The following is a 25,577-nucleotide window of genomic DNA, read 5'->3' on the forward strand; positions in this document are numbered from 1 at the left end:
TTCCACGACCCTGCCCTGGAGGCCCACGTGCCGAACGCACGCCCCCGCCACTTCCTCGTCCTACCCACCCTGTGCGCCCTCGTCGCCGCGACGCTGGCCGCCCCGGCGCAGGCGGCTCCCCCCGACGCCGGCAGCGCCTCCGGCCCCAACTGGACCGTCGACACGGTGCCCGGTGGCTACGAGGTCACCGTCGAGCTCGACGCGCCCCTGCCCGTCCGTGGCGACGCACCGACGATCGTCGTCGACGGCGAGCCGCTTGGTCTGGCGAGGGAGGCGGAGGACGCCCGGTCCCTCACCGTCGTCACCACCGACCCCACCGTGCTCGACGCCGACGCGGTGCGCGCCGGCTGGGCCAGCGAGTCCGCCCCGGGCGCGGCCCGCAGCCGCCCGGTGGACGTGCCGGAGGCCACGCTCGAGGCGCTGTCGGACGACCCGACCGCCCTCGGCGGGTACGAGTGGACCGAGTCCATCTACAAGTTCGGCGAGCAGGCGATCGACCTGGCCGCCATCGGCGGCGTGCGGGGCGAGCTCGAGGGCAAGATCTACCTGCCCGACGCCGGCGGCCCGCGACCGACGGTGCTGATCATGCACGGCCGGCACTCCTCCTGCTACGGCGCCGGTGCGGCCAACCCGGCCCGCTGGCCCTGCGCCGCGACCCCCGACGCCGTCCCCGCCCGGTTGTCCATCCCCAGCTACCTGGGTTACGACGGCACCGCCCGGGCCCTGGCCAGCCACGGCTACGCGGTCGTCTCGGTGTCCGCCAACGCGATCAACGCCAACGACAACCAGCTCGCCTCCGACCAGGGCGCGCAGGCGCGCGGCCAGCTGCTGCTGGACACCCTGAGCATGCTCGAGGACGCGAACAGGGGTCGTCAGGTCTCCTACTACGACGCCTGGAAGGGCCAGGACGTCAGCCTCGACCAGGCCCTGCGGGACGGCACCACGGCCCTGGCCGAGCGCGCGGACGGCTTCGTCGACGGGGTAGACCCGCTGGACACCGTGACCGCGGCGGACCTGCGCCGACGCTTCGACCTGAGCAGCATCGGGATGATGGGCCACTCGCGCGGTGGCGAGGGCGTGACGTCGGCGGCCGTGCTCAACCAGGCTCTGGCCGACCCGTGGCCCATCGACTCCATCCTGCCGCTCGCGCCGGTGGACTTCGGCCGGATGAGCGTGCCGGACGTGCCGATGAACGTCATCCTCCCGTACTGCGACGGCGACGTGTCCAACCAGCAGGGCCAGCACATGCTGGACGACTCGCGGTACGCGTTCGACGACGACGTGCTGCGCAGCGGCGTCTGGATGATGGGCGCGAACCACAACTTCTACAACACGGTCTGGACGCCCGGGAAGTACCTGTTCAGCGTCAGCGACGACTGGGGCAGTGCGGCTCGCCGGGTGGAGCCGACGTGCGGCACCGACCCGTCCGTCGCCGCCACGTCGATCCGCCTCAGCCCGCAGGAGCAGTACGACGCCGGCACCGCCTACATGGCGGCCTGGTTCCGGCTGACGATGGGCGGTGAGGAGCAGTTCCTGCCCATGTTCGACGGCTCGCCCAGCGTGCCCGCGGTCCTCGGCGACGCCGACGTCCGCAGCGTGTCCACCGCCCCGGCCAGCGCCCGCCGGACGGTGACCTCGTTCGAGTCCGCGTCCCCGTCGGTGAGCACCTCCGGGGCCGCGACGGCCGAGGTGTGCGCCAGCCTGGCCGGTCGCACCGTCGCCCAGGAGCTGCCGGCCTGCGCCGTCAGCACACCGAGCTCCGCGGCCCCGCACTGGACGCCCGCGTCCAACGGCGGCAACGTGCCCGCCACGCCGATGACCCGGATGACCTGGACGGGTCCGGAGGACGGCCTGGCCGTCGCCGTCCCGCCGCGGACCACCGCCGGACGCTACGACCGGTTGTCGCTCAAGGTCGCGGCCGACGAGTCGGTGACGACCGGGACCGACCTGCTCGTCACCGTCACCGACGCGCGCAACAGGTCCTGGAGCGCCCCGGTGTCCGAGCTCAACCCCTTCGCCCTCGTGCGCATGCCGACGTCCGACACCGCGTCGGCCGCCAGCACCCTGAAGAAGATCGTCCTGCAGCAGGTCGACGTCCCCGCGGCGGACCTCGCGGCCGCCGGCCTGGACACCAGCCGGCTCGCCCAGGTGCGGTTGAGCGGGGCGACCGGCCTCGACGGGTCGACGGCCGGCGCCGCGTACGTCTCCGACCTGGCGCTGGAGACCTCCGCCGTCGGTCGGGCCCGTGACCGGCGGTGGAACACCGTCGACGTGTTCGCGCCGAACGTCGCCGAGGGTGACACCACCGCCCCCGTCGAGGTCGCCGCCTACCTGTCGCGCCCGTCCTCGGTCCCCGTCGTCGGGTACGTGTCGGTCCTCGGCTCCACCACCAGCCGCGCCGGCGCCACCATGCAGAAGGTGACGTTCGGTCCGGGCGAGACCTGCAAGGTCGTCACCGCGACCGTGCAGGGCGACACCCTGCCGAGCAGCTCGGCCACGACGTCGGTCAAGGCGAGCGTCATCAACACCTCCGGTGCGGTGATGGGCGCGAAGGCCATCGTGTTCACGCAGATCAGCGAGGACGACGGGGTGACCGGCAGCGCCCAGCCGGCCCCTGCGTACGGCACGCCCGGCCCGGTCTGCAGCGAGCTGGCGCGCAACCAGGCCGGCACCCGGTTCTCGATCGCCGGGACCGCCAGGCCCGGCGCGGTGGTCCAGGCGACGGCGTCCGGCTTCCGCGCCGGGGAGTCGGTCGCCGTGAGCGTCGGCGACCTCACCCCCGTCGAGGCGATCGCCGACGCCTCGGGGGTCGTCACCCTGCCGATCGAGGTCCCGGCGGGAGCACGAGGCCGGGTGCCTGTCCGTGGGGTCGCCGCGGGCACCGGGCTGGTCGCCACCGGCCAGCTGGTGGTCGGCGTCCGGTAGTCGGTACCAGGAGCGCCGGACGGGTCCCGTGGCAACCGCCACGGGACCCGTCTCGGTTCTGACGGGGGCGCGTGGTCGTGGCTGCGGCCCCGCCACGCCCGCCCGCCTGCCGAAGCAGGTCATCGAAGCCAGGGACAGGAATCACCCGGATGGCCTAGCGTTCCGGCAACCGACGTCCCCCGGGGGGCAACCGTGTCGCACACCTCGACCCTCGCCCGAGCCGCAGTCCGGGCGTCAGGGGCTGCCACCACCCTCTCGTTGGCCGTATGCCTGTCGGGATGCTCGCTGCTCGGTGCCGGTGACGACCTGCCGACGGAAGGGGCCGTGACCGCCGTGCCCGAGTCCTCGTCCAGCACCTCGGCAGGACCGGCGCCAACGGCCGGACCCCAGCCGACCGGGTGGCCGGTCCTGTTCGACGACGTGTCAGGCGGCGTGGGCAGGATCGCCGTCGTCACCTGCGAGGGGGGTGGGTCGGGCTCCGGTTTCCTGGTGGGCGCGGGCACTGTGGCCACGGCCGCCCACGTGGTGGAGGACGCGACGTCCATCTCGCTGCGCTTCGGACCCGACGTGTTCCGCGGGAACGTCGTCGAGCTGGACGAGGAGAACGACCTGGCGCTGCTCAGCGTCGACGGGACCCCCGGGTCGCACCAGTTCGATGTTGCCGACGGCCCGGCCCGGGTGGGGACGGACGTCGCCGTCCTCGGGTATCCCGGAGGACGACCGCTCGCGATGACGCAGGGCGCCGTCACCTCGGTCGACCTGCGCGTGGACGTCGAGGGCAAGGACCGGCGAGGGCTCTTCCGCACCGACAGCGCCATCAACCCCGGCAACAGCGGCGGCCCCGTGGTCGACAGCCAGGGAGTCGTGGTGGGGGTGGTGACCGCCGGTTCGTTCGCGCCGGGTGAGGGGTTCGCCGTGTCCCAGCCTGCGCTGCAGGCCCTTCTGGACGGGTGGGACGGCGACATCGAGTTCACGGACACGCCGGAGTGCGAGGACACGGGCGCAGACCCGTACTCGATCCCCGTCGAGGTGAGCATCAGCAGCACCTCGCCGGAGGCCCCCTCGATCGCGCAGACCATGCAGCTGTACGCGCAGGGCATCAACGACCGCTACCACGACCAGACCTGGAACCTGCTGACCGCGGCCATGCGCGAGCGGATCGGGAGCTACGACGCCTACGCCGAGGGGCTGCTCTCGAGCTCCTGGCTCACCATCGACGTCGTCGAGGTGCAGGCCGTCGACGAGGTCTCCAGTGAGGCCGTCGTCGCCTTCCGTACGACTCAGGACGCCGAGTTCGGACGTGATGGCGCCACCTGCTCCGACTGGCTGGTCCGGTACACCTTCGCCCTCGACGAGGGTTTCTGGCAGATCGACGGGGCCGCCCTGGAGGACGGGCCCCAGCGACCCTGCTCGGACTAGAGCACGACCCAGCTCACGGTCGGCCCACTGCTCGCCCTCCGGGTGGTTCTGCCGATGTGCTTTCGTGGCCCGATGGCGACGGCGGGCGGCCCGCAGACAGGGCGGCGCCGCACCGGGCGGGTCCTGCTCGCCGTCGGCGTCCTGCCGGCGGTGGGCGCGCTTCCGGTCACTCTGGTCCGGCTGCTGGGGCGTGACGGGGTCACGCCGGTCGCGCAGGTGGTGGGGCTGACCCCGTTCGCCGGCCTCGTGCTGCTGGTGGCGGTCCTGCCGCTGCTCGTCGTCGCGTTCCCCCTGCGCGGGCCGCGCTGGCCGGCGGCCGTGGTCGTGTGCGCGTTGCTGCTGCACGGCTGGTGGCTGGTGCCGCGCGACGTCCCTGCGGCCCCCGCCGACGGCACCTCCGTCACCGTCATGTCGGTCAACGCGCGCTTCGGCAACGCTGACCCTGGGCGGGTGGTGGAGCTCGTGCGGGACAACGGCGTCGACGTCCTGCTGGTGCAGGAGCTCACGCCAGGCCTGGCCGCGGGGCTCGAGGCGTCCGGGCTGACCGGTCTGCTGCCGGAGGCCGTCACCACCGTGCGGCCTGGACCTGACGGGACGGGCACCTTCACCCGGTGGTCCCAGGACCGGCTGCCGGCTCCCGCCACGACGTTCGCCACCGTCCGCAGCGTCGTGACCGTGCCCGGCGCCCGACCGCTGACGCTCACCAACGCGCACACCTGGCCGCCCCTGCCGGGGACGGTGGACCGGTGGCGCGACGACCACCGGCTGCTCCTGGAGGCCGTCTCGGAGGGTCCCGACCCGCAGGTCCTCGCCGGTGACCTCAACGCCACCCGTGACCACGCCCGGTTCCGCGCCCTGACCGCGACAGGTCTGCGTGACGCCGCGGCCCGTCAGGTGTGGGCGCGCACCTGGCCCGCGAACCAGCTCTGGCCGCCCCTGCTCGCGCTGGACCACGTGCTGGTCGACCCCGCCACCGGGGTCGATCAGGTCCAGCGGTTCCCGGTGGACGGGACCGACCACCTCGCGGTGGTGGCCGAGCTCACCGTCGCTCGACCGCCGGGCGCGTGAACGCCCCCCGCCCGTGCGGAACCGCTCGACCGGCACGCGACGCTCCTCCAGGCAGACCGACGGTGGCGGGAGCAGGCTGCGCCGCCAGGGGGTCAGCCCCCGGCGCGGACTCGGGTCGGCCGGGGCGCCAGAGGTGTCGGGTGCTCCCTACCGTCGTGACATGACCGAGGCCACGACCGCCCCGCGCACCCCACCACCGTGGTTCGTCCACACCGCCTGGCGGGTCCACCGGGTCCTGCACCGGCTCAGCGGCGGCCGCTTCCTGTGGACGCCGTCCAACCGGCGCGGCTGGGGCGCGCTCCGCCTGACGACCACCGGGCGGCGGACGGGCCGGCCCCGCGACGTCATCCTCGGCTACCTCGAGGACGGCGATGACCTGGTGCTGCTGGCCATGAACGGCTGGGACGAGGGTCACCCGGCCTGGTGGCTCAACCTCCAGCAGCACCCGGACGCCTCGGCCACGACGGCCCGCGGCGGAGCCCGCCCGGTCCGGGCCCGGGTCGCCACCGGCGACGAGCGGGAGCGGCTGTGGCTGCGCTGGGTCGCCGTCGACACGAACCTGCCCGCCCTCGCCGACCACCGCGCGACCGACACCCCCGTGGTCGTCCTGGAGGCCGCACCGGCGCCGGACCCGCGAGCGGTGGCCTAGCCTCGGGGCCCCAGCAGTCCGACGAGCGAGGACCCCATGGAACGACTCACCATCGGCGTGGTCGGCACCACCCGCAAGCAGGACGAGCACCGCCGCCCCATCCACCCCGCCCACCTCGAGCGGATCGACCCGGACGTGCGGGCCCACCTGCTCGTCGAGCAGGGCTACGGCGCGCACTTCGGGGTGGACGACGACGAGATCGGCCGCTGGGTCGCCGGGGTCGTCGACCGCGACGAGCTGCTGCGCCGCTCCGACGTGGTGCTGCTGCCCAAGCCCGTGGCCGCGGACCTGGCCGAGATGCGCGACGGGCAGACGCTGTGGGGCTGGCCGCACCTGGTGCAGGACCGGCAGCTCACCCAGCTCGCCGTCGACAAGCGGCTGTCGGTGATCGCGTGGGAGGCCATGAACCACTGGCACTCCGACGGCTCGTTCTCGCTGCACGTGTTCCACCTGAACAACGAGATCGCCGGCTACGCCTCGGTCGTGCACGCGATGCAGCTGCGCGGCACGACCGGCCACTACGGCCGGCCCCTGCGCGCGGCGGTCATCTCGTTCGGGGCCACCGCCCGTGGCGCGGTCCGGGCGCTGAACGCCATGGGCGTGCACGACGTCACCGTGCTGACCCAGCGCGACCGCTCGGCCGTGGCCGCGCCGTTCTCGGGCGTCGTCATCGAGCAGTTCGAGCGCCTGGAGGACGACCCCAGCCGCACCCACGTGCTGCGCGAGGAGGGACCCAAGGACACCGCGGAGCTGCTGGCCGAGCACGACGTGGTCGTCAACTGCATGCTGCAGGACACCGACGCCCCGCTGGTGTTCGTGCAGGACCCGGCCACGTTCGCGCCGGGCACGGTCGTGGTCGACGTGTCCGTCGACGAGGGGATGGGCTTCGGCTGGGCGCGGCCGACGTCGTTCGCCGAGCCGATGTTCGAGGTGGGGGACCGGGTCCACTACTACGCCGTCGACCACACGCCGTCGCTGTACTGGGAGTCGGCGACCTGGACCATCAGCGAGGCGCTGCTGCCGTACCTCGACCTGGTGCAGCAGGGCCCGGACGCCTGGGCCGAGCACGTCACGATCGACCGCGCGGTCGAGATCGAGGCCGGCCAGGTGCGCAACGACCGCATCCTCGCCTTCCAGGACCGCGAGGCCACCTACCCGCACGCCGTCCGGGAGGGCTGAGCACCAGGCGGCCCCCTCGGGGGCTCGGGCTGCCCGTCCCGGCCTGGGCCTGCCCTCGGGGCGTCAGGCCGGGGCGCGGGCCGGGTCCCGCCGGGGCAGCACCCCGGCCGCACCCAGCAGCACCACCGCGCAGACCACGAACGCCGCCGGCGCCCCCAGGGCCTCGGCCAGCAGGCCGGTCGCCACCGCGCCGACCGCCTGACCGCCGGTCAGGGCCACGAACAGGGTCGCCGTCGCCTGACCGGCCGCCGCCGGGTGCAGCGCGCCGGCCCAGGCGATCAGCACCCCGCTGAGCGCGGTGTACGCGCCCCCGAACAGGGCCCCCGCCGCCCCCGCCACCAGCAGGTGGCCCGGGGCCAGCCCGAGCGCGAGCGTGCCGAGCGCCGAGGCCGCAGCGGTCAGCGCCCACGCCCCGCGCAGGCCCAGCACGCGCACCGCGTCGCCGCTGAGCGCGCCCAGCACGGCCGCCACCCCCAGCAGGCACCACAGCGCCGCCGTGGTCCGCTCGGACAGGCCCCCGGCGGTGATGAGGTCCCGGCCGAACGTCCACACGGCCGCGCTGCCCGTACCGGCGACGGCCGCGGCCAGGACCGGGCGCCGCATCGAGCGGTCGGGTCCGGTCCGGCCGGGGCCCCCTTCGCCGCCCGACGTCGCGCCGGTCGGGGTCGGCCACGGCGTCCGGCGGTCGACCACCACGGCCGTGAGCAGGGCCAGCGCCGCGGCCCCGACCCAGACCGGGCGCCAGGCCTGCGGCGCGCTCAGCACCGCCGCCCCCGCCAGCGCGACGCCCAGGCCCGTGCCCGCGTTCACCACGGCCTGCGACCGCGCCACCAGGCCCGGCCGGACCGTCGTACCGACCGCCACCACCAGGGCGGGGGACGCCGCCCCGGCCGCCCCGCCGGCCACCAGCACACCGAGTGCCAGCACCTCGGCCGACCAGGCCACCGCCACCAGCAGCGCACCACCGGCGGCCAGCGCGGCGGCCAGCCACAGCACCGCGCGGGCCCCGCGCCGGTCGATCACCCGCCTGGCCACCAGGGCGGCCAGGCAGTACGCCACGAAGCTGCCCGACGCGATCAGGCCCGACGTGCGCGGGGACAGGTCGAACTCCGCGGCCAGGGTCGGCAGCTGCAGCCCGAAGCCGTACCGGACGGCCCCGTAGGTGACCGCGATCAGGCCCGTGGCCGCGGCGAGCAGGCCCACCGGGGTCGCCTGCGGTGCGGCGGAACGTAACGATCGTTTCAGCATAGTGGTCGTTACAGTACGACCATGACGGCAACGAGCGCCAGGTCACCGGCACGGGAGCGGCTGCTGCAGGCGGCTGAGCAGCTGTTCTACGAACGCGGAATCGCGGCTACCGGCGTCGACGCGGTGCTGCGCCGGGCCCAGGTCGCGCCCGCGACGCTGTACGCGCACTTCGGCGGCAAGGACCACCTGGTCGCGGCCTACCTGGAGCGCCGCCACGAGCGGTGGCGCCACGCCTGGGACGAGGCGCTGGAGCGGGCCGGTGACGACCCGGTCGCCCGGGTGCTGTCGGTGTTCGACGCGCTGGCGGACTTCCACGGCGACGAGGCCACGCGCCGTGGGTGCGCGTTCCTGGCCGCCGCCGTCGAGGTCACCGCCGCCGAGCACCCCGCCGCCCGGTGGCTGGCCGCGGACACCGCCCTGCTGCGCGAGCGGCTGCACGACCTGGCCGTCGGGGCCGGCGCCCGGGACCCGCACGCCCTGGCCGCCGAGCTGCTGCTGCTGTACGACGGGGCACTGGCTGCTCGCACCCGGACCCTGCTCGTCCCGGTGCCGGCCGACGAGTCCCGGTCCGGCGGGTCCCCGACCGACGAGTCCCGGTCCGCCGGGTCCCCGACCGAGGGGTCCACGTCCGGCGGGTCCTCGACCGCGACGCCGCCGGTCGTCCGTGCGCTGGCGGCCGACGCCGTGGCCCGGCACCGCGCCGGTTAGGTCGACCCGTCGGGCCGGGCGTGGCGCTCTCGCCGCCCGGACCCCGGCGCGTGCGGTCGCGCGGCCGGTGCGTCACGATCAGCGACGTGGTCGAGCGCTGGACGGACGAACGCACCCGGATCGTCGCCGCCCACGCGGCCGCGGCCGAGCGGGGCCTGGGCAGGAGGCGGCCGTGAGCAGCGACGAGGGACCCGCGCCGCCCGTTCCCGGTCTGCGGCTCGCCCGGTTCGCCGAGCCGGACGCCGGGGAGCTGCTGGTCCTGCAGCGGTGCTGCTGGGTCCAGGAGGCGATCGCCAACGACACCCTCGACATCGCCGCGCTGCACGAGGACCTCGACGAGGTCCGGTGCTGGGCCCGGTCGTGGCTGACGCTCGTCGTGCGGCTCGACCACCGGCTGGTCGCGGCCGTCCGGGCCCGGGCCGTCGGTCCCGTCTGGGAGGTGGGCCGGCTCATGGTGGCGCCCGACCTGGCGGGGCGCGGCACGGGTCGGTGGCTGCTGGCGACCGTCGAGGCCCTGGCGCCGACGGGCACCACCCGGGTCGCGCTGTTCACGGGTGCCCGCAGCCGGCGCAACCTGCGGATGTACGCCACTGCTGGGTATGTCGTCGACGAGCAGGCGCAGCAGTCGACCGCGCACGTTCCTGGGACGGTCGCGCTCGTCAAGACGGTCGACGCGTGACAGCCACGACCGCTGGGCGCGGGTCGGGCCGGTAGCTGCGCGCCCTCCCGTGCACCTCGGGCGCAGGTGCGCCACCATCGGCGTCGTGGAGGACTGGACCGAGGAGCGCTCGCGGATCATCGCGGCCCAGGCGGCGGCCGCCGAGCGCGCGGCCGCCAAGGAGACCGCCCAGGCGCAGGCGCTCGTCGACGAGTTCGTGGTCGAGGCGCGCCGCCGCGGGGTCGAGCCCGAGCCGCTGCTCGCGCCGGGACGGCGCCCGGGCGCGCGCCGCTACCGGACCGGCCTGACCGGCTGGTACCTGTCGAGGGACGACCGGGTCGCGGTGGACACCGACGGCCGCTACTACGTGCTGCGGGCCCAGGGCGGTCTGCGTGAGCGGCTGCTCGGGGCGGCGGTGGAGCCCACCGACCCGCCGCTCGTGGTGGGCCGCGGTGCCCGGGACGGGGAGTCGATCGACCTGACCCGGCTCCTGCGGCGCCGGCTCGACGGCACGGACTGACCGGCGCACCCGAGGCGCTGACCGTCCCGTCGGTCCGTCCCGCCCGTGGCCCCGCCGACGACGCCCGTCGGGTGACACCTCTCGTTCCGCCCCCGCGTCCGGCGGTGCGCCTCTAGCGTCGTCCCTCGTGACAGCAGTGGACGCGGCCGCCACGCCCGGCCCGGGCGGGACGCGGCCGGTGCACCGGGGCGAGGTCGACGGGGTGCCGCTGCTCTGGTGCGACGCGCCGGGACCGTTGCGGGCCCACCTGATGCTCCGGGCCGGCTGGGCGGACGAGACCCTGCCCACCCGGGGCTGGACCCACCTGGTGGAGCACCTCGCCCTGGCCGGGGTGGGTCGCCCGGGGGAGCACTCCAACGGCCGCACCGGCACCACCGTCACCGACTTCCACGTCGAGGGCGGGCCGGACGACGTCGTGGCCTTCCTGGGCGCGGTGACGCGCAACCTGTCGGACCTGCCGGTCGCCCGGCTGCGGGACGAGGTGGGTGTCCTGCACGCGGAGCAGGCCCGCCGCGGCGGGTCCACGATGGACCGGCTCCTGTCGTGGCGCTACGGGGCGACGGACTACGGCCTGGGCGGGATGGACGAGGTCGGGCTGTCGACCCCGCCGCCCGCGGACGCGCTGCGGCACTGGGCCGCCCGACGGGCCGCGCGCGGCAACGCCGTGGTCTGGCTGTCGGGGCCACCACCGGCCGGTCTGCGGCTGCACCTGGCGGACGGCGAGCACGTCGCCCCACCCGACCCGAACCGCTGCGTCGCCGGCGCGTTGCCGGCCTGGTTCACCGACCACGACGACCTGGCCGCGGCCCTCGCGGTGGTGCCGCGCGGCTGGGCCTCGCCCGCGCTGCGCCACGTCGCGCAGGCCCGGCTGGTCGACCGGCTGCGGGTGGACCTGGCTGTGGCGTACTCGCCCGTCGCTGACTACTCACCGGTCAGCGGCGGCGAGGGCTGGCTGCTGCTGCACACCGACCTGGTCGGTGGTCGCCAGTCGGAGGGGGTCGGCCCGCTGCTGCGCCTGCTGGACGAGCTCGGCGGCGACGAGGGCGCCCCCGGCGCGGTCACCGACGCCGACGTCGCGGGCTTCCACGACGCGGCGCGACGCCAGGCCGCGGAGCCGTACGCGTGGGCGTCCGACCTGGCGAGGGCGAGCTGGGACACGCTGCTCCGGCACGTCGGCGACACCGCCGCCCCGACCGACGTCACCGCGGCCGAGGTCCGGGCCCGGGCCCGCGAGGCCGCCGCGTCGCTGCTGGCCGCCGTCCCCCGGGGCCTGGGCACCTACCGCGGTCGCTGGGTGCCGGCCCTGGCCACGACGGCCGACCCCGTGCAGGGGACCGTCCGTCGCGCCCTGGGGACCACCGAGACCGTGGTCACGTCTCCGGACGGGGTGTCACGCACCACGGAGGGCACCACGTGGACCGTCCGGCGGGACGCGGTGGCCGGGGTGCTGCACCGCCCGGACGGCCAGCGGGTGCTGGTGGGCGCGGACGGGGTCCAGCTGCTCGTCGAGCCCACCGTCTGGGAGGACGGCGCGGGCCTGGTCCGTGACGTCGACCGGACCTTCCCCGCCGACCGGTTCGTGGCCATGGCCCCCCGGGCGCCGGGCCAGGTGCCCGTGCCGCTGTCGACCGCCCCGGGGCCGCCCCGTCCCACCCGGACCGAGGTCCTCGACCGGTGGGTGCTGCGGCACCGACGCCTAGCGCTCGTGCTGTGGCTGCTGCTCGTCATGCTGGTCCTGGGTGGACCGGCCGCGTTCCTCGTGGTCGGTGGCGGGGGGCCGCCGCCCACGGTGGCGGTCCCGCTGTTCTGGGGGGCCGTCTACGGCGCCATCTGGTCGTTCCGGCGGCGCTACTGACCCGGCTCGTCGGCTCGTGCGCAGGTCGCGTCGTCGCTCAGCGGGCCGCGCCGATCTGCTGCAGCACCTCCACGTAGACGGTCCGCGGGTCGTCGGCCAGGTACGCCCAGAGCCACGACGGCCGTTGCCCGGTGCGGGCCAGGTGCAGCCGGGCCCGCCGCTTGTCGTCCACCGCGGCGAAGAACCAGCCGAACGCGTTGTGGGCCTCCACGGCCCGCGGGTGCTCGTCCCCCGCGGCGAGCAGGGGCTCCGACAGCGCGGCCATGAAGACCGCGTCCTTCTCGCGGCGGGCCGTCGCGTCCCGCTCTCCGGCGGCCAGGTACTCCAGGTGGGCCACCGGCAGCACCGCGGTGGTCGGGTGGCCGGGGGGGACGACCGCCGACGTCTGACGCACCAGGTCGAACATGGCATCGTGGCTGCCGCGCCACTTGGCGCTGACGGCCTGCAGCATCTGCAGGTGCGCCGGGAAGCACAGGGGTTCCTCACGGCGGGCCACGTCGAACCGGTGGACCACCTCGTCGCCGGGCACCCCGCGGACCCGCGCGGTCACCAGCCGGGCCAGCGCGCAGCCGGGGTGGTCCGGCACGGCTCGCAACCCGTCCAGGGCGAGGTCGTCGGCCTCCTCGACCAGGGCGTGGAACGCGCGGGCGGGGTCCGGTGCCGTCTCCGGCCCGGCTTCGCGGAGGCCCCAGGCCGCGTGCACGGTGGCGCCGGCGGCCAGACCGGCCGCGTCCGCGACGTCGGCCGGGGTGGCACCCGCCCGGGCCGCCGTCACCAGCTCGGCGTGCAGGTCGCGGGTCGCCGGGGCCAGCGCCTCCTGGGCCAGCAGCTGCCGCTCGACGTCGCCCCGCCGCGCGGTCACCGTCGACAGCGCCCGGCCCGCACGTTCCGCCGGGTCCCGGCCGGTGTCGGTGACCACGAGCAGGGCGGCGTCCAGCTCCTCGTCGACGTGGCAGCGGTCGAGCAGGACGTCGTCGACGCGGACACGGGGCTTGCGGCTCGGCACGCGGTGACCGTATCCGCGGGCCGGGTCGGTCGGGGCCGGTTCGCGGTCGGGCGACGCGGCCGGCCCAGCGTCGGCCCGGGTCCTGGCGACGGAGGCGCGCGTGCGGTCGGCCCCGGGCGTGCGCCACCATCGGGGTCGTGCCAGAGACCGCCGAGGAGGCGCTGCGACGTCGTCTCGACCCGGTCGTCGACGAGCTGTACTCGGCGGCCCCGTCGGGCTTCACCGCCCGCCGGGACGAGATCGCCGCCGCCGCGCGCTCCGAGGGTGACAAGGCCCTGTCGGCAGCGGTCCGCAGGCTCCGGCGGCCCACGACCGCCGCCTGGGCGCTCAACCTGCTCTGCCGTCAGGAACCCGACCTGGTGGGACAGCTGCTGGAGCTCGGCGGACTTCTGCGGCAGGCCCAGTCCGGTCTGGACGGCGCCGCCCTGAAGGACCTGGACCGGCAACGCCGCGGGGTGGTCGGGGCGTTGGCCCGGCGGGCGGCGGCGCTGGTCCAGGAGCACGGGCACACGGTGGACGCCGAGCTGACCCGGCAGGTGGAGCAGAGCCTGGCGGCCGCGCTCGCCGACCCGGAGGCCGGGGCGGCGGTCACGAGCGGGCAGCTGACCCGGGCGGTCAGCGCGGTCGGGTTCGGCGTCGCCCTGGACCCGGACGCCGTCGCCGTCCCCGAGCTGGTGCTGGTCGGGGCCCGCCGTCGACGCGACGGGTCCACCGGGTCCTCCCGGCGCCGGTCGACCACGCCGTCCGAGGGGGACCGGGGCGGCGGGCCTTCGTCGGGCGGCAGCCGCACCCGCTCGCTGGACGAGGCGCGGACACGCCGCGAGCAGGGGAGCGAGGAGCGAGCGCGGCAGGAGCGGGCACGGGAGGAGCGGGCGCGGGAGGCGCGTGAGCGCCGCGCCCGGGAGGAGCGGGAACGCCAGGAGCGGCAGCGGCTCCGCGCCCGGGCCCAGGCCGAGCTGCGTGCCGCCCGCGCCGCGCAGGTCGACGCCGAGCGGGTGGCGGAGCAGTCGGCCTCGCAGGTGGCCGCACTGCGGACCCGCGTGGACGGGCTGGAGGTCGAGCGCGACCGGTTGCGGGCCCGGCTCGCCGCCGTCGGGTCCGAGGCCGCCGACGTGGCCGACCAGCTCGGCCAGCAGCAGGGGCAGCAGGCGGCGGCGGACCGGGCGCTGCTCGCGGCCCGACGCGCCACCGCGAGGGCCGAGCGGCGGGCGGAGGAGGCCGACCGGCCCTCCGCACCCTGACGCGTGGGCCCGTCCCGTCGTCGGACCCGGCCCCTACCGTCGGGCCCACCACCCGGCGACGAGAGGACCGACCATGGCCGGCACGGACAGCGAGCGCGCGGACATCCTCCAGGCCCTGCGGACCCACCGTGCGTTCCTGCGCACCACGGTCCAGGGCCTGACAGACGAGCAGGCCACCCGCCGCACCACCGCGAGCGAGCTGTGCCTGGCCGGGCTGGTCAAGCACGTGGCCGTCACCGAGTCGCAGTGGGTGGACTTCGTCGAGCAGGGCACGAGCGCCATGGAGGTCGGCCCCGACGAGTGGGTCGAGCACGAGAACAGCTTCCGCCTGCTGCCCGGCGAGACCCTCGAGGGTGTCCTGGCCCGCTACGAGCAGGTGGCCGCCCGCACCGACGAGCTGGTGCTGACCGTGGACCTGGACCTGTCCCACGCGCTGCCCGAGGCGCCCTGGTTCACCCCGGGCGCGCGGCGCAGCGCCCGTCGGGTGCTGCTGCACGTGGTGGGCGAGACCGCCCAGCACGCCGGGCACGCCGACATCATCCGCGAGTCGCTGGACGGTCAGAAGACGATGGGCTGAGGCGGCCCGACGGTGCTGCCGGTCCGGTGGTGGGCTCAGCCGTGCGGCGGCGACGTGACCAGGCACTCGGCCGGCAGCTCGAACCAGCGCAGCCGCTCGAACTCGGCCGAGACCCGGCCCGTGCCGGAGCCCGGCTGAGCGGGCACCGACGCGGCCGCCCGGCGGCGGGCCACCAGCCGCTCGGCCTCGACCAGGTACCCGGCCAGGGCGCTCTCGGGGACCGGCTCGTCGTGGTGCGGGTAGCGCATCTGCCCGGTCACCGGGTCGTAGCTGACCTGGTCCAGGCGCAGCGGCGGCTCGACCGGCCCGTCCCGGTGCCGCCACAGGCCCGTCATGGGGTCGAAGGTGTAGTCGGCCAGCAGGTGCCAGCCGTGGCGGGCGACGAACGCGACCGCCGCCAGCACGTGGTCCACGACCGCGTCGGACACGAAGTAGTTGAGGTTGACCCGGACCCAGCCGGGGCGGATGCCGTCGCAGCCGAGCGCCGTCTCGCGTTCCAGGGCGTGCGAGCGCTCGGCGTCGATGCCCAGCAGCCGGTGCCCGTACGGCCCGGCGCACGAGCAGCCGCCGCGGGACTGGATGCCGAACAGGTCGTTGAGCAGGGCGACGACGAAGTTGTGGTGCAGGTGCCGACCCGGGTTGCCGGCGGCGTCCGGGCGGCGGACGACGAACGACACGATGGACAGCCTCTCGGTGTCGAGGTTGCCGAGGATCTCGATCTCGGGCACGGCCTGCCAGTGCGCCACGGCGCGACGCAGCAGCACCTGCTCGCGGGCGCGGATGACGTCGACGCCGACGGCCTGCTTGAGCTGGAACACCAGGCCGGCGCGGATGGACCCGACGATGGCCGGCGTGCCGCCCTCCTCGCGGTGCTCGGGGTCGCGCAGGTAGTGGTGCTCGGTCGAGCTGACGAAGCGGACGGTGCCGCCGCCCGGCACCACGGGCACCCGGTTGCGCAGCAGGTCGCGGCGCACCGCGAGCACACCCGGCGTGCCGGGCCCGCCGACGAACTTGTGCGGCGAGCAGAACACCGCGTCCATCCCCACCTCGGACATCCGCACGTCGACGTAGGGCGCCGCGGCCGCGAAGTCCCAGAACGACAGCGCCCCGTGCGCGTGCAGCAGGTCGGTGACGGCGCGGGTGCCGGTGACGATGCCGGTGACGTTGGACGCGGCCGAGAACGAGCCGATCAGCAGCGGCCGGTCGGCGTGAGCGAGCAGGGCCCGCTCCAGCGCGGCCAGGTCGACGTGGCCGTCGGCGTCCTCGGGGATGGTGACGACGTCGGCGATGCTCTCGCGCCAGGCCAGCTCGTTGCTGTGGTGCTCGAACGGCCCGATCAGCACCACGGGCCGCTCGGCCGCGGGGACGTGCTGCGACAGCCGGTACCGGTCCTCCAGGCCCGACGGCACCCGCAGCGACAGCAGCCCGACCATCTTGTCGATCGCGGCCGTGGCGCCGGAGCCGCAGAAGATGACCGCGACGTCGTCGTCACCGCCCAGGCCCTCGCGGACCAGGCGCCGGGCGTCCTCGCGCAGCCGGGTGGTCTGCAGCCCCGTGCCGCTGGACTCGGTGTGGGTGTTGGCGTAGCGCGGCAGCACCTCGTCGCGGACGAAGTCCTCGAGGAACGACAGGGCCCGGCCGCTGGCGGTGTAGTCGGCGTAGGTCACCCGCCGCGGTCCGTAGGGCCCGTGCATCACCTGGTCGTCGCCGATCACCGACTCCCGGATGCGCCTCAGCAGGGCCGGCTCGTCCGCCGGTGCCGTGGCCACGTCAGGTCTCCTGGCCGGACCGGGTACGCAGGACCAGCGCCTCGCGGACGCCGAACACCCGCCCGACCCGACGCTGCGCGGGCGTGAACGCGTCGGCGACGTCGGCCACGTCGACCACCTCGGCGGCGGTCACCACGTGCTCGGTGCCGTCGTGCCGCACCCCGGCCGGGCCCCCGGCCAGGACGTTGCGCACCCAGTCGGTGCCCCGGCCGTAGACCATCGCCACCACGAACCCGTCGGGTGTGCGGAGGGCGTCGACCGGGGTCTCGTAGGTCCGCCCGGACCGCCGACCGGTGTGACGCACCAGCGACGTCGTCGACCCGGCGACGCCGGCCGAGCCGCGCTGCCGCGGGTTCAGGTGGTCCCGGTTGAGCCGGCGCTGCGCACGGACCACGGCGGAGCCCTTGTCGCGCATCCCGACCAGCCACAGCAGCACCAGCGCGAGCAGACCGCCCGCCGCCAGCGCGAGGGTCCTGGTCACGCTCATGGCCGACCTCCCCGGTGCGACGCGCGACGTCCGTCGGACCTGATCGTCCCGCAGACCCGGGCGGGCGTCGAGACCCGGACGGGGCTGTCGGTGCGCAGGTCTACCGTCGCCGCCATGGCCGACGACGACGCGCCCCCGCCGTGGGAGCCGCCCCTGGCCGGTGACGAGGCCGCCCACCTGCTGGGGGCCCTGGACCGGCAGCGTGCGACGTTCCGCTGGAAGGCCGACGGCCTGGACGCCGCGGCGCTCGCCGCCCGGCTCGGCCCGTCCGCGCTGACCCTCGGCGGGCTGCTCAAGCACCTGGCCGCCGTGGAGGAGGAGATCTCCACCTGGCGCCTGGCCGGCGAGCGGCCGGGGGAGCCGTTCGACGTCGAGGCCGGCCACGACACCTCCTTCGCCACGGCGGCCGCCGACCCGCCGGAGCGGTTGTACGCCTGGTACGACGAGGCGGTGTCGCGCTCGCGGTCCCGCTTCGCCGCCGCCGTGGCGACCGACGGCCTCGGCGGCCGCGTCCACCTGGGCGCGCCCGACCTGGTGGTCAGCCTGCGGCGGCTGCTGTTCGACCTGCTGGAGGAGTACGCCCGCCACACCGGGCACGCCGACCTGCTGCGCGAGTCGGTCGACGGCCGGGTGGGCGAGGACCCGCCGGAGGACTGGCGCCCGCCGTGGGGGGACGCGCTCACCGTTCCGTGACCCGCTGCACCAGGGCGTCGAGCTCCTCCAGCGACTCCCGGGCGCTGTCGCGGGCGCGCTCCAGACCCAGTGCGACACCGCGGGCCAGGACCTCGTCCAGCCGCTTGTCCAGGGAGTCCTCGTCGAGCCGCTCCTCGTCGGCGAACGCCTCGTGGACCGCGGTGAGGGCCGCCCCCAGGGCCAGGTCCAGGACGGGCGACGGGTCGAACCAGGGCACCCGCTCCGGCTCGGGCCGCCGCACCGGCTCCCGGACCAGCCACGGGTCGATCTCGGGGAACAGCTTGGGCAGCGCCTCGGCCCAGACCAGGTCCAGGACCAGCCGGACGGACTGGCACGTGCTCGTGCGTCGGCCCAGCACGTCGCGGGCCTGCTTGCCGATGTGGCGCAGCAGCACGGGGTGGGCCTTGGCCAGCTCGACCCGGTCGGCGGTGGCCACGGCCTCCAGCACGCGGTCCTGCCACACCAGGTCCCACAGCAGCCGGCGGTTCATGCAGCGGATCGAGTCCGGCGGGCTGATCCAGGTGGCGATGTTGCGGTAGTAGGTCCGGATCCGGGCCAGGTGCGCCTGACCGGCCGCCGTGGCCAGGAAGCCCTGGTTCTTCGGCGGGACGGCGCCGGCCTCGCCCACCAGGTTGATGTTGACGAAGTGGTGCCAGGTGGCGTCGGTGACCACCCGGCCGACGCCGGCCAGGTGCCCGTCGTAGGCGGCGATCCCGCCGAAGGTGTGCCCCTGCGTGGCGTCCTTGCCGCCGGAGGTGGTGCCGGCCAGCACCGTGGAGGTGGCGACGACCTGCGGCAGCGGCTGCGGCCCGCCGGTGCCGGGCGGGTACTCGACGAACGACGCGCCGGCCACGGTGACGGTCTGCGTCGTGTCGGCCGGCTCGCGGCACTCGCCCTCGTGCGGGTGGTCCGGCATGACGGTGATCGCCCCGTCCGGCCCGCACAGCAGCGGGTGGGGGTAGACGGCCTCGAGCAGCCCGACCCGGGTCCGGTACCAGCGGGGCTGGATGGTCTGCGGCACGTCGTCGGACTGGTCGTCGAAGGTCGACGCGGCGTCGTGGCCGCGCCGGTTGGTGTCCTTGCGCCGGTGCCCGGCCATCGACACCTCGTCCACGCCGGGCGTGGAGGCCCACAGCCGCATCGACCGCACCCGGGGGATCCGCCCGCCCATCGCCTGGCCGAGGGCGGCGTGGTCGCCGGTGGCGAACACGCCCTTGCCGGCGGCCATGAACTCCGCGACCGCGCGGACCTCGGCGTCGTCGATGCCGGGTGAGGTCTCGATGCCGAACAGCCACAGCTGGTCGTAGTCGTCGACGCCGAAGTGGCCGCCGTCGTCGAACCGGAAGCCCGTGATGCGGCGGTCGATCCGGTTGTCGCCGTCCATCATCGCGTCGCCGCTGCGGGAGCGACGGTGCGCGAGCGTGATGACGAACCGTGCGGGGTAGGTGCCGCTCAGCAGGGTCGTGACGAACGTGCGCAGCCCGAAGGCGCCCGAGCCGAAGTCGAGCCCGCCGTCGGTGACCAGCAGCACCCGCACCGGGCACGGTCGCCACCAGAGCCGGTGCAGCAGCTCGGGCTGCAGCACGTGCAGGGTGTCGCGGCGCTCGACGAACTCGCGCAGCTCGCGCTCGGCGAACGGGGTCAGGCGTGGCTCGTCCATGACGTTCTCCTCCTGAGGCGCCGCGTCGGGGTACGCGGTCGGTTGCAGGAGGCCCGCCCGGACCGAGCGATACGGCCGCCCGGGCGTCGGACGGGCGCAGTCCGACCCTGGTCTGCGTCCGATCTGCGCGGTACGTACGGGTTCGTCGTCCGACCCCGGCGACCCTGGCGTCGCGACACTCCGTGACTCGTGACGGAACAGAGTCACCGTGTCACCATTCGTGCAGGTCAGTGGGCCAGGGCGGGGAGGGCGACGACAGCATGGAGGTGCTGGACGTGGTGCGTCGCGAGGCGGTCCTGGTGAGCGCCGACGTGGCGGGCTGGTCGCGGCTGCTGGCCGACGACGACATGTCCACCATCCAGGCCATCACGGGCTTCCGGGCGGTCGGCGAGGCCGTGGCCCGCGCGCACGGCGGCCGCCTGGTGGACTCGCCCGGGGACAACCTGCTGTTCGCGTTCCCCACCTCGCAGGCGGCGCTGGACGCGGCGCTCGACTTCCAGGCCGACGTCCGTCTGGCCAACGCCTCGCGACCACCGCAGCAGCAGATGCACTTCCGGATCGGGGTGGACCGTGGGTCGGTCGTCGAGCAGGACGAGCGCGTGTACGGCCACGGCGTCAACGTCGCCGCCCGGTTGGAGCGGCTGGCCCGGCCCGGCGGCATCTGCCTGTCCCAGGCCGTGCTCGACGCGCTGCAGCACCACCCGCCGCTGGAGGACATCGGCGAGCAGCGGGTCAAGAACATCGAGACCCCGGTCCGGGCCTGGTTCGTCGACGTGCCCGGGCAGGTGCGCACCGAGGTCGCCGTCGACCAGGCGCGGCCGACGCTGGCCGTGCTGCCCTTCGACGACCTGGGCGAGGAGCCCGACCGGGCCTGGTTCGCCGACGGCCTGGTCGAGGAGCTGCTGACCTCGCTCGCGGTCGGGCGCCACTTCCCGGTGATCTCGCGCAGCTCGTCGTTCGCGCTGCGCGGCAGCGGCTACGACACCCAGCAAACCGGCACCGCCCTGGGGGCCCGCTATGTCGTGGTGGGCAGCGTCCGGCGCGCGGCGGGCCGGGTGCGCATCGCCGCGCGCCTGGTCGACGTCGAGGACGGCGTCCAGGTGTGGGCCGACCGCTGGGACACCACCGTCGACGACGCGTTCGACACGCAGACCGAGGTGGCGCAGGCCATTGCGGTGGCGCTGCGCCCCGAGCTGCTGCGCGCGGAGTCCGTGCGGTCGCTGCGCCGCCCGCCCGCGGACCTGGACGCCTGGGACTACGCCCTGCAGGGGCTGTGGCACCTGCACCGCCCCGACGCCGTCGACAACGCCCGGGCTCGCGAGCTGCTGCAGCGCGCCGTCGACCGGGACCCCACGTCGGCGTTCGCGCACGGGCTGCTGGCCCACGCCCACTACCTCGCGCTGACCCACCACTGGACCGACGACGTCATGGTCACGGTGGCCTCGCTCGCCCGGCACGCCGACCTGGCCGTGGCGTGCGACCCGCAGGAGGCGGGCGGGCACCTGTACCGCGGCCTGGTGGCCTCGGTCCAGGGGCGACGCGACGACGCCGTGGCCTCGTTCCGCCGGGCCGTGGAGCTCAACCCCAGCCTGCCGGTCGCGCGCTCCCTGCTGGGGCAGTTCCTGGCCATGGGCGGGGACCACGAGGCCGGCGCCGCCGAGGTCGAGCACGCCATCCGGATCAGCCCCAAGGACCCGCAGCTGGCCTCGCTGCTGGCCGCACTCGGCCTGGTGCACTTCCAGGCCGGGGACTGGGCCGCGGCGCGGGAGGTCTGCGAGCGGGCGCTGGTGGTCAGCCCCGACTCGGCGCCGGCGCTGACCACGGTTGCCGCCACGGCGGCGCTGCTGGGCGACCTCGACCGGGCCCGGGCCGCCGCGGACGCGCTGGGCCGGCTGGCGCCGCGACTGAGCGCGGACACCCTGCGCCTGGTGTCGGCCAGCGGCCGGCCCGAGGTGGTCGAGCAGCTGCTGCGCGGGCTCGCGCTCGCCGGCTTCACGGGGGCGGCGGGCCTCGCCGTACCCCCGTCCCCGCCCGCCACGAAGGAGCCCGTGTGAGCAGCCTGCTAGACCCCGTGATCCCGCCCGTGCCGTACGCCGACGTCCGCGACACCCTGCAGACCGGTGACGTCCTGATGTTCGCCGGCGACAGCACGCTGGACTTCATGATCCAGACCCTCGACGAGGTGCAGGGCCTCGGCCCGTACTCCCACGTCGGCATGGTGGTCCGCGACGGGCAGGACCTGTACCTGTGGGACGCGCCGGGTCCGCCCGGCCCCGGCAACCCCACCTTCCCCGACCCGTGGGCCGCCGACCCGACCAACCGCGCCTACCCGCAGTCCGCGGGCCACGACGGCTGCCGGATCGCGCCGCTGGACCAGGTGCTCGCGTTCTACTCCGCCCCCGAGCTGGGCACGGCGTGGCTGCGACGGCTCAGCCCCGGGGTGAGCGAGGCCCAGGCGACCGCGCTGCGCATCTACGTCGACCGGGTGGACGGCCTGCCGTTCCCCACCCCGCTGACCACGGCGTTCCCGGCCAACTACGCCGCCGGCCTGGCCGGCGGGACGCTGTACACCGGCACGTACTTCTGCTCCCAGCTCGTCGCCGCCAGCTACCAGCACATGGGGCTGCTGGACATGGACCGGTGGCCGGCCAACAGCTACGTGCCGGGGTCGTTCGCCACCGACGACCCGACCAAGCTTCCGCTGGTCGCGCCCGCGTCGCTGGGGCCGGTGGTCCACTTCACGCTGCCCACGGGGTCCTGACCCGGAATCCCTACGCTCCTGCGTCGTTGAGGACGGTATGACGACATGGGGCTTCATCGGCAGCGGCAACATCGGCAGCACGGTCGCGCGGCTGGCCGTAGCGGCGGGGCACGACGTGGTGATGAGCAACAGCCGCGGTCCGGAGACGCTCACCGGACTGGTGGCCGAGCTCGGCGACGCGGCGCGGGCGGGCACGGCGGAGGAGGCGGCGCAGGCCGGCGACGTCGTGGTCGTGACCATCCCGCTCGGGGCCCGCGACCAGGTCCCGGTCGAGCCGCTGGCCGGCAAGGTCGTGCTCGACACCATGAACTACTACCCGGAGCGCGACGGGCAGGTCGCGGCGCTGGACGACGAGTCGACGACCACGTCGGAGCTGCTGCAGGCGCACCTGCCCACCTCTCACGTGGTCAAGGTGTTCAACAACATCTACTTCGAGCACCTGGCGGCCCTGGCCCGCCCGTCCGGCGCCCCGGACCGCAGCGCCCTGGCGGTCGCCGGGGACGACGCCGACGCCAAGGCGACCGTGGCCCGGCTGCTGGACGAGATCGGCTACGACACGCTCGACCTCGGGCCGCTGGCGGAGGGCTGGCGCACCCAGCGCGACACCGCCGGCTACGCCGCGGTCTACGTGGTCGACCCGCAGGACTGGTCCACGGGCTCGCGTCCGGTGACGGCGCCCGAGCTGGCCGAGACGGTCGCCAGGTCGCGCCGGTACCGCGACATGTGACCGAGCCGTGGCGTCCTGGCGAGACTCGGCTGACGGTGCCAGCATGACGGGGGAGGACGGGGAGGTCCGATGGAGTCTTTGCTGCCGATGACCGACGGGTTCCGCGCCGCGGCCGGCGCGTCGGGGGCGGCGCTGCCGTCGTGGGCCGGGCTGGTGGTGCTGGTCGTGCTGCTGTCGGCGGCGGTGTTCGTCCTGGTGCACCGCCGGGGCGGCCACCGGCGGGGGCACCGGCACGAGCACCGCGCCGGTGCTCAGGCCCGCAGCTGGCCCAGCGCGTAGGCCGCCTGCCCCAGGTGCTGCAGGTCGTCCTCCAGCACGCTCACGAGCCGGACCCCGACGGTGACCGGTGGGTCGTAGGAGTCGTCCACCACCCGGTCCAGGTCGGCGTCCGACAGCTCCTCCAGCGCGCGGACGGTGCGGGCGTGGACGGCCTCGGCGTACCCGCGGAGCAGGTCGGCGTCCACCCGCACGGCGTCCACCTGCGCCCGGTCGTGGCCGTAGCCGGTGTCGGCCTCGTCCAGCGGCAGGCCCGCGCGCCGGGACCAGCCCTCCGGCCAGACCTGCTGCTGGCCGGCGACCTCGGAGACGTGGTCGTCCTGCACCCGCAGCAGGTGCCACAGCAGCCAGCCGACCGGGTTGGCGTCACCGCCCGGTCGTCGGTCGAGGTCGCCGGGCTCGGTGCCGTCCAGCAGCGCGGTCACGCCGTCGTGCACCCGGTGGAAGCCGTCGGTGAGCAGGTCGGTGCTGTGCATGGGGGCAGGGGTACCCGGATCCACGCGCTCCCATGCCGCCCCGCCGAGGTCGGCGTGGGAGCGGGCCCGGGGCTCAGAGGGCGATGCCGAGCACCCAGGGGCCGAGCAGGTACACCGCCGCGGTGATCAGCAGCACGCCCAGCACGTTGAGCACGACCCCCGCACGCAGCATCTCGCCGATGGTCACGCGCCCGGTGCCGAAGACGATGGCGTTGGGCGGGGTGCCGACGGGCAGCATGAACGCGCAGGTGGCGGCCATCGCGGCCGGCAGCAGCAGGAGCAGCGGGTCGACGCCGATGCCGGTGGCCACCCCGGCCAGCACGGGCAGGAACGTGGCGGCGGTGGCGGTGTTGGAGGTGATCTCGGTCAGCAGCAGGACGCCGAGCGTCACGGCGGCGACCAGCAGGACGGTGGGCAGCACAGCCAGGCCCTCGAACTGCGTGCCGATCCACTCGTCCAGGCCGCTGGCCTGGATGGCGGCGGCGATGGCCAGGCCGCCGCCGAACAGCAGCAGCACGCCCCACGGCACGCCGCGCTGCACCGTCGGCCAGTCCAGCGCGGCGACCCCGCGACGGCGGCTGACCGGGACCAGGAACAGCGCCACCACGGCGGCCATGGCGATGCCGGCGTCGGACAGCTGGGCCACGAACGGGAACGCGGCGACCAGCCACGCGGCATCGGCCATGGGCTGGCGGAACACCCACAGCAGCGCGGTGACGACGAAGATGACGGCGACGGTGACCTCGCCGCGCGACATCCGGCCGAGCTTGGACAGCTCGTCCTTGATGACGCCGCGGCCGCCCGCGATCTCGGTCATGCCGGTGCGGAACATCACCCGGGTCAGCACCAGCCAGGCGACGACGACGAAGACGGCCGCGAGCGGGACGCCGACCGACATCCACCCCGCGAAGCTGACCTCGACGTCGTAGCTCTGCTCCATGACGCCGGCCATGATCACGTTGGGCGGGCTGCCGATCAGGGTGCCCAGGCCACCGATGGAGGCGGAGTACGCCACGGCGAGCATCAGGCAGGTGCCGAACCGGCGGACGTCGCGGTCGTCGTCGCCGGAGCCGGTCACCAGGCCCAGGACGCTGATCGCGATGGGCAGCATCATGAGCGCCGTCGCGGTGTTGGACACCCACATCGACAGGAACGCGGTGGCGACCATGATGCCGAGCACCAGCCGGGTCGGCCGGGTGCCGAACGCGCGCATCGTGACCAGCGCGATCCGGCGGTGCAGGTTCCAGCGCTGCATGGCCAGGGCGATGGCGAACCCGCCCAGGAACAGGAAGATGTTGGCGTCGCCGTAGGCCGCCGTCGCCTCGCCGATCTCGAGCACCCCGGCCAGCGGGAACGCGACGATCGGCACCAGCGCGGTGGCGGGAAGCGGCAGCGCCTCGGTCATCCACCAGACCGCGACCAGGGTGACGATGGCGGCGGTGACCCGGCCGGCCTCGGGCAGCGAGCCGTCGCCGGGCAGCAGCAGGTAGACCAGCACCGCCAGCACGGGGCCGAGCGGGATGCCGACCCACTGCCGGGTGGTGCGCACCTTCTCGGTCCCCGTGGGGGACTCGACCGGCAGCGCCCCGACCGCGGCGGCCTCGGGCGGCGGGGCGCCCTCGACCGTGGGTCCGGGCTCGCTGTCACCGGTCGGTCGTTCGACGGTGGCCGCCAT

At 75.3% G+C, this 25,577-nt stretch carries 23 protein-coding genes; 16 read left to right on the forward strand and 7 right to left on the reverse strand.

All coding sequences use genetic code 11. The features are described 5' to 3' along the window. Positions 1-27: 27 nt before the first annotated feature. From SJY06_RS04730 to SJY06_RS04750, 5 genes are all read left to right on the forward strand, one after another. Entirely contained in the window at positions 28-2,925 is a 2,898-nt protein-coding gene (locus SJY06_RS04730; protein ID WP_380165138.1) for a hypothetical protein, read from the forward strand. A 432-nt stretch (positions 2,926-3,357) separates the two neighbouring features. Beyond that, positions 3,358-4,344: a S1C family serine protease gene (locus SJY06_RS04735; RefSeq protein WP_380165140.1), complete on the forward strand. Its 987-nt coding sequence runs from the start codon at positions 3,358-3,360 to the stop codon at positions 4,342-4,344. A gap of 72 nt (positions 4,345-4,416) precedes the next feature. Continuing rightward, a complete protein-coding gene (locus SJY06_RS04740; RefSeq protein WP_380165142.1) occupies positions 4,417-5,412 on the forward strand; it encodes an endonuclease/exonuclease/phosphatase family protein in 996 nt (331 codons plus the stop codon). 160 nt (positions 5,413-5,572) lie between these two features. After that, positions 5,573-6,061 (forward strand): nitroreductase/quinone reductase family protein, encoded by a 489-nt coding sequence (locus tag SJY06_RS04745; RefSeq protein ID WP_380165144.1) that lies wholly within the window; start codon positions 5,573-5,575, stop codon positions 6,059-6,061. 36 nt (positions 6,062-6,097) lie between these two features. Next, positions 6,098-7,240, forward strand: coding sequence for a N(5)-(carboxyethyl)ornithine synthase (locus SJY06_RS04750; protein WP_380165146.1), 1,143 nt, complete (start codon positions 6,098-6,100; stop codon positions 7,238-7,240). Positions 7,241-7,303: 63 nt separating this feature from the next. On the opposite strand, the gene SJY06_RS04755 is transcribed toward SJY06_RS04750, so the two are convergent. Continuing rightward, entirely contained in the window at positions 7,304-8,443 is a 1,140-nt protein-coding gene (locus SJY06_RS04755; protein WP_380165148.1) for an MFS transporter, read from the reverse strand. A 66-nt stretch (positions 8,444-8,509) separates the two neighbouring features. Between SJY06_RS04755 and SJY06_RS04760 the strand changes: the two genes are divergently transcribed. The 4 genes from SJY06_RS04760 to SJY06_RS04775 all read left to right on the forward strand — a co-directional run bounded on the left by SJY06_RS04760 (position 8,510) and on the right by SJY06_RS04775 (position 12,229). Further along, complete coding sequence (locus SJY06_RS04760; protein ID WP_380165150.1) at positions 8,510-9,196, forward strand: TetR/AcrR family transcriptional regulator; 687 nt, start codon at positions 8,510-8,512, stop codon at positions 9,194-9,196. 172 nt (positions 9,197-9,368) lie between these two features. Then, complete coding sequence (locus tag SJY06_RS04765) at positions 9,369-9,875, forward strand: GNAT family N-acetyltransferase (RefSeq protein ID WP_380165152.1); 507 nt, start codon at positions 9,369-9,371, stop codon at positions 9,873-9,875. A gap of 85 nt (positions 9,876-9,960) precedes the next feature. After that, positions 9,961-10,374 (forward strand): hypothetical protein, encoded by a 414-nt coding sequence (locus SJY06_RS04770; RefSeq protein ID WP_380165154.1) that lies wholly within the window; start codon positions 9,961-9,963, stop codon positions 10,372-10,374. A 127-nt stretch (positions 10,375-10,501) separates the two neighbouring features. After that, positions 10,502-12,229 (forward strand): hypothetical protein, encoded by a 1,728-nt coding sequence (locus SJY06_RS04775; RefSeq protein ID WP_380165156.1) that lies wholly within the window; start codon positions 10,502-10,504, stop codon positions 12,227-12,229. Between the two features lie 37 nt (positions 12,230-12,266). Here SJY06_RS04775 and SJY06_RS04780 read toward each other — a convergent pair whose 3' ends face one another. Next, positions 12,267-13,235: a hypothetical protein gene (locus tag SJY06_RS04780; RefSeq protein ID WP_380165158.1), complete on the reverse strand. Its 969-nt coding sequence runs from the start codon at positions 13,233-13,235 to the stop codon at positions 12,267-12,269. Between the two features lie 137 nt (positions 13,236-13,372). Between SJY06_RS04780 and SJY06_RS04785 the strand changes: the two genes are divergently transcribed. Together SJY06_RS04785 and SJY06_RS04790 are read left to right on the forward strand one after the other, a co-directional pair. After that, positions 13,373-14,476, forward strand: coding sequence for a hypothetical protein (locus SJY06_RS04785; RefSeq protein ID WP_380165160.1), 1,104 nt, complete (start codon positions 13,373-13,375; stop codon positions 14,474-14,476). A gap of 73 nt (positions 14,477-14,549) precedes the next feature. Continuing rightward, on the forward strand, positions 14,550-15,053 hold the full coding sequence (locus SJY06_RS04790; RefSeq protein WP_380165162.1) for a DinB family protein: 504 nt from the start codon (positions 14,550-14,552) through the stop codon (positions 15,051-15,053). A 35-nt stretch (positions 15,054-15,088) separates the two neighbouring features. On the opposite strand, the gene SJY06_RS04795 is transcribed toward SJY06_RS04790, so the two are convergent. After that, complete coding sequence (locus SJY06_RS04795) at positions 15,089-16,822, reverse strand: aminotransferase class V-fold PLP-dependent enzyme (protein ID WP_380165164.1); 1,734 nt, start codon at positions 16,820-16,822, stop codon at positions 15,089-15,091. A 1-nt stretch (position 16,823) separates the two neighbouring features. Then, positions 16,824-17,309: a nitroreductase family deazaflavin-dependent oxidoreductase gene (locus tag SJY06_RS04800; protein ID WP_380165166.1), complete on the reverse strand. Its 486-nt coding sequence runs from the start codon at positions 17,307-17,309 to the stop codon at positions 16,824-16,826. Between the two features lie 114 nt (positions 17,310-17,423). Between SJY06_RS04800 and SJY06_RS04805 the strand changes: the two genes are divergently transcribed. After that, the gene (locus tag SJY06_RS04805) at positions 17,424-18,002 is read left to right on the forward strand and encodes a DUF664 domain-containing protein (RefSeq protein WP_380165168.1); all 579 of its coding nucleotides are present in this window, start codon (positions 17,424-17,426) and stop codon (positions 18,000-18,002) included. Here SJY06_RS04805 and SJY06_RS04810 read toward each other — a convergent pair. Next, positions 17,989-19,662: a hypothetical protein gene (locus SJY06_RS04810; protein WP_380165170.1), complete on the reverse strand. Its 1,674-nt coding sequence runs from the start codon at positions 19,660-19,662 to the stop codon at positions 17,989-17,991. The genes SJY06_RS04805 and SJY06_RS04810 overlap by 14 nt on opposite strands. A gap of 230 nt (positions 19,663-19,892) precedes the next feature. On the opposite strand from SJY06_RS04810, the gene SJY06_RS04815 reads away from it, so the two are divergent. The 4 genes from SJY06_RS04815 (at position 19,893) to SJY06_RS04830 (ending at position 23,429) form a co-directional block, all read left to right on the forward strand. Next, positions 19,893-21,716 (forward strand): tetratricopeptide repeat protein, encoded by a 1,824-nt coding sequence (locus tag SJY06_RS04815; protein WP_380165172.1) that lies wholly within the window; start codon positions 19,893-19,895, stop codon positions 21,714-21,716. Next, complete coding sequence (locus SJY06_RS04820) at positions 21,713-22,423, forward strand: hypothetical protein (protein WP_380165174.1); 711 nt, start codon at positions 21,713-21,715, stop codon at positions 22,421-22,423. The genes SJY06_RS04815 and SJY06_RS04820 overlap by 4 nt, the downstream gene beginning before the upstream one ends. 37 nt (positions 22,424-22,460) lie before the next feature. Next, a complete protein-coding gene (locus SJY06_RS04825) occupies positions 22,461-23,150 on the forward strand; it encodes an NADPH-dependent F420 reductase (RefSeq protein ID WP_380165176.1) in 690 nt (229 codons plus the stop codon). A gap of 69 nt (positions 23,151-23,219) precedes the next feature. After that, a complete protein-coding gene (locus SJY06_RS04830; protein ID WP_380165178.1) occupies positions 23,220-23,429 on the forward strand; it encodes a hypothetical protein in 210 nt (69 codons plus the stop codon). On the opposite strand, the gene SJY06_RS04835 is transcribed toward SJY06_RS04830, so the two are convergent. Continuing rightward, a complete protein-coding gene (locus tag SJY06_RS04835; RefSeq protein ID WP_380165180.1) occupies positions 23,402-23,902 on the reverse strand; it encodes a DinB family protein in 501 nt (166 codons plus the stop codon). The two genes, SJY06_RS04830 and SJY06_RS04835, sit on opposite strands and share 28 nt — an antisense overlap. 73 nt (positions 23,903-23,975) lie before the next feature. Next, positions 23,976-25,577 carry an SLC13 family permease gene (locus SJY06_RS04840; RefSeq protein ID WP_380165182.1) on the reverse strand — a complete coding sequence of 534 codons (1,602 nt, stop codon included), beginning with the start codon at positions 25,575-25,577 and terminating at the stop codon, positions 23,976-23,978.

Source organism: Jannaschia sp. R86511 (assembly GCF_042466345.1).
In the GTDB taxonomy this organism is placed as follows: Bacteria; Actinomycetota; Actinomycetes; order Actinomycetales; family JBBAYJ01; genus Aquipuribacter.